Here is a 1141-nt window from a genome sequence, read left to right as displayed (position 1 = left end):
AATGTTTGAATTGCTTTTAAGAAAGCTGGTAATTTTGCCTCTTCTACCTTACGGTAAAAAGCTAGTAATCGCTTTTTCACTTCTACAACATCATTCTTTGTCTTTGCCCAATCAAACCATTCACAATAGATTTCCTTTAATTCATGAGCTACTTTCAATGTTTCAGACATTTCTGTATAGCGCTGTAAGTACCACTGTTGTTTCGGTGATAATTTAGATGCACGTTTATAAAATACATGACGCATACGTTTACACTTTGTGCGATTGTATTTATCCCATTCTTTTTGTACTTGTCGGCGCACTTCATCCATTGCCCAATAAATATAACGGCTAAAATGAAAGCGGTCTGCCACAATAACAGGTCGACCTAGCGCTTGATGAACAGCTGCTTTAAAACTTGGATTCATATCCATAACCACTATTTCAACATCGGCTCCATACTGACTTAAGTAATTTTTTATTGTTTCTTTTTTACGATTCGGTAAAATATCGATCGGTTCGCGCGTCTCCGCATTCGCAATTATTAGCTGATACGTACCTGCATCTGTATCGCCTTTATACTCATCAATCGCAATCACTTTTGGTAAACGTACACCCTCTACTAATTGTTTATTCGCTACCTTTTTAAAACGGCGAATGACCGTCGTGGTTGATGTGCCTAGTACTTCTGCAGCTTCTTTAAATGTTTTGGCTTTAATAGCACGTATATTTACTACTTGATTCCATTCCTTAGAATACCGTTGATATTTATCTACGAAAGGGGATTTTTCGGAGAAGCGCTTTCCACATTTACAAACATAACGACGACGTTTATAGAAAAGAATAGTTAAACGTTCAAACCACTTTAAATGATTGATCTTCTGTATACGATAATCGTGAACCTTCGAAGTTTCTTTTTTACAAACTGGACATTGATGCGTACATTTAGGCAATTGTACATACAATGCGATTCGATCGCCTACTTCTTCTACTTTCGTAATCTCTACATCTTTTAATCCTGGAATATTCGTGTTAAAATTCATATGCACAGTTCACCTTTCTATTACTTGTTTCTCGACAATTCAAGTATATATAAATCGGTGAATCTGTGCTTTTTTTATGCGTGGAATTGTGCGAATACCCCAAAAAATATTATAGAACC

The 1141-nt window shown here is 36.0% G+C and carries 1 protein-coding gene; it reads right to left on the bottom strand.

What is annotated here, in order from left to right:
* Positions 1-1022, bottom strand: a 1022-nt coding sequence (locus B1B04_RS25235) for an ISL3 family transposase (protein ID WP_079564514.1), incomplete at its 3' end; no start/stop codon positions are given.
* Positions 1023-1141 lie beyond the last annotated feature (119 nt).

Origin of the sequence: Lysinibacillus sp. KCTC 33748, from assembly GCF_002237755.1 — a bacterium.
In the GTDB taxonomy this organism is placed as follows: domain Bacteria; phylum Bacillota; class Bacilli; order Bacillales_A; family Planococcaceae; genus Lysinibacillus.
Note: the sequence above shows the minus strand (reverse complement) of the source record. Positions and strands in the feature narration are given on the sequence as shown.